3 protein-coding genes are annotated in these 3,104 nt (G+C 68.7%); all 3 read left to right on the top strand.

Annotated elements, in window-relative coordinates:
- The first annotated feature begins 767 nt into the window (after window positions 1–767).
- The 3 genes from ACRX5S_RS27530 (at window position 768) to ACRX5S_RS27520 (ending at window position 3,081) form a co-directional block, all read left to right on the top strand.
- On the top strand, window positions 768–980 hold the full coding sequence (locus ACRX5S_RS27530) for a hypothetical protein (protein WP_436775797.1): 213 nt from the start codon (window positions 768–770) through the stop codon (window positions 978–980).
- Between the two features lie 26 nt (window positions 981–1,006).
- The gene (locus ACRX5S_RS27525) at window positions 1,007–2,329 is read left to right on the top strand and encodes a transglycosylase SLT domain-containing protein (protein WP_436775796.1); all 1,323 of its coding nucleotides are present in this window, start codon (window positions 1,007–1,009) and stop codon (window positions 2,327–2,329) included.
- A gap of 356 nt (window positions 2,330–2,685) precedes the next feature.
- Complete coding sequence (locus ACRX5S_RS27520; protein ID WP_436775795.1) at window positions 2,686–3,081, top strand: hypothetical protein; 396 nt, start codon at window positions 2,686–2,688, stop codon at window positions 3,079–3,081.
- Window positions 3,082–3,104: the final 23 nt, after the last annotated feature.

The raw sequence follows: 3,104 nt of genomic DNA, 5'->3' as shown, positions 1-3,104 counted from the left end.
CGCCGAACCCCGCGCCGAACCCCGCGCCGAACCCCGCGCCGAACCCCGCGCCGAACCCCGCGCCGAACCCCGCGCAGCGTAGCGCCGACGATCTCGACGTCGACAGCCCTCCGTCGGCACCGGTGCAGGATCCCACCGGCGTTGAACCCGCTGGGTCGGGGCAGGCGGGGCCCGCGGCCGATGGGGAGTTCACGCCTTCGGGCTGGCAGCCCACGGGGGAGTTCACACCCTCGGGCTGGCAGCCCACGGGGGAGTTCACACCCTCGGGCTGGCAGCCGACGGGGGAGTTCACACCCTCGGGCTGGGAGCCGACAGGAGAATTCACACCCTCAAGCTCGGAGCCCACGGGGCAGGCGGGGCCCGCGGCCGATGGGGAGTTCACGCCTTCGGGCTGGGAGCCCACAGGGGAGTTCACACCCTCGGGTTGGGAGCCCACGGGGGAGTTCACACCCTCGGGCTGGGAGCCGACAGGAGAATTCACACCCTCGGGCTCGGAGCCCACGGGGCAGGAGCGTCAGGGGCAACAACCTACGGGGGCCGCCAACCCGGCACGGAGCGCCGACGTCGAAACAGGCGGCGGTTCCACGGAAGTTGCGTCGCAGGAACCCTCCCCGGCAACCTCGTTGCCAGGGGAGGTGGTTTCGGGGCCGTATACGCCCGGTCAGCGGGTCACCAGACCGTCGATCGACGCCGCCGCGGCCGCGAGCGGACGTTCCGTCGGACAGTCCGGGGCGCAGGCCCGATCGGCTTCCGTGCGCACGGCCTCGGTGCCCAACACCAACATGCCCGCCGAGAAGGGCGTTGCCTCTGTCAGGGACACGGAGCGGGCCGTCAACAAGATGGCCGACCGTTCCCCTGCCGATCGGGCCGGAATGGCCTCGGGGCTCGGCAGCGACATCAAGTCCGGCGCGAAGGTCGACGCGCGGATCGAGGCGGGCAACAACAGCAGCCCGAGCCTGGAAGTCAAAGAAGAGCTGTAGCAAAGGCATTTCCCGGGGAGGGGTCCGTGGCTGTCGGCCAACGAACGCTGTGGCGCCAGGTCGCCACCTGCATGGCCGTTTCGGCGGCGCTGTGGCTGAGCGGCTGCGGCATATGGGCGAGTCAGGACGAGGAGGAAGAACAACGGCAGGCATTCAACCTGGCCGTCAGCCAGCAGGTGTCCGCCAACGACGGCTGGGGTGACTGCGGGCTCAGCGCCGCCGCCGCGGAGAAGCCCGGGACGGCCCGTAAGGGCGGCATCAGCGATGCCGAAGTCCGCTCCGTCATCATCAACGTGTGCAAGAACCCGCCGGACAAATGCAAGGGCGTCAAGGTGAAGATCACCGCACCCTTGTTGGCCGCGCAGATCTACCAGGAGTCCAAGGGCGACAAGTACGTCTCGCAGAAGACGGACCAGAGATACCGCAACGATCCCGACTATGACCCCACGAAAGTGGCCCGCGGCATTGCGCAGTTCATGACTGGGACATGGAAAACCCACGGAATCGACGGCGACGGGGACGGGGACAAGGACATCGACGACCCGGCGGACGCGATAGCCTCCATGGCCTCGTACGACTGCGAGGTCCACGAGATTGTGAAGGACATCCCCGGCGACAAGATCGAAAACATGCTGGCCGCCTATAATGCCGGGCCAGGCGCGGTGCAGAAGTACAAAGGCGTCCCGGACTACCGGGAGACGAGGTTCTATGTGGACGACATCGGCTACAACGCCGGCCGGTTCACCGCGGTGGCCGGTCCGTCGGGGAACCCGGGCAACGGCACCAAGGGCAAGCCGCTCGGCTACATAGCCGCCGCGCCGTGGAAGGACGGAGACGGGCAGCGACGGAAGTACCGCGGCTGGACGCTCAACGTACGGACCATTCGCATGCTGGAGGCCGCGGAGCGGAGTCTCGGCGTGAAGAACCCGACCTCGAGCAAGGGTCACTTCCAGGTCATGCAGGGCAGTTACAACGCAGGCGGGGTCGGGGCGTCCGGGGGCACCCATGACGGCGGTGGCGCGCTCGACCTGGCTCCTGTTGGGGACCGGGAAGTGGGTGCACTCCGCGCGGCCGGCTTCGCCGCTTGGGCGCGAACCCCGGAGGAGGGCGATTGGGGTCCGCACATCCACGCGATCGCGGTCGGTGACAAAGAACTCTCCAGCAGCGCCAAGGCGCAGGTGCAGAACTTCATGGACAACGAGAACGGGCTCACCAACCACGGTCGGGATACGTACCGTCCCAAGGCCCAGGCGCGCCGTGCCCGTCGCCGGTGCCTGCGCCGCCGGAAGTGTCCTGCAGTAGGTGGAAGTTCGCGACAGCGCGAGGTGAGAGGCAAGGTGGGGACATGAGGCGGAGCACTCCGGTGGGTGTCGGGTGCGCCCTGGGGCTGGCCGCCGCGGTTCTCGTGTCAGCATGCTCGCTTCCCGGACCCGGGACCCAGAACGGTGCGGCTCCGTCGACCGCCGCCGCCCCGACGGGCGGGCTCACGGACCCTGAAGCGCAGGCACCCGAGGGTCCCGAGCAGGAACCACCCTCGAACGGAGCTGTGCCCGAGCCAAGTTCGGTGGTCTCCTCGCAAGCGGTCACATCCTCCCCCGCGCCGGCCTCCGCGGTTCCGACTCCGCCAACCACCCCACGCCCACCAGGTGTTCCACGGGGCGGGGTCCCCGCCGAACAGGCTTTCGACACCAAGGACGCGACCGCGGTGGCACAGGCGTTCGCCCGCGCTGTGCATACCTGGGACACCACGGTCGACGACTCGCAGCAGCGAGCGGTCCTGCGGGCGGCTCCCCTGTTGGAGCCCGCCTACTACGCCCTGCTCCGCGATGTGCCGACCCCCGAGAAGGGCCCCGGGCTCACGTGGCGTGAATGGACGACACACAAGGCCTACAGCACCACCGCCCTGATCGAGGACGAGCACGCCGCCGAGGGAGTGCAGGACGCACTTCTCGAAGCCACGCGCTGGGTCGGCGTCAAAGTGGACATCCAGGGTGAAGGCGGTTGGAAGGCGGAATCCGAGTTCCACAGCGTGTACGTGTTCCTGGTGCGGTCCTCGCCCGATCTGCCCTGGCAGGTCAAGGAATACGAGAGCTACCAATGATGCACACCCGAATGCCGAGGGGG

It is taken from the genome of Yinghuangia sp. YIM S09857, from assembly GCF_051388915.1.
In the GTDB taxonomy this organism is placed as follows: Bacteria; Actinomycetota; Actinomycetes; order Streptomycetales; family Streptomycetaceae; genus Yinghuangia.
Note: the sequence above shows the minus strand (reverse complement) of the source record. Positions and strands in the feature narration are given on the sequence as shown.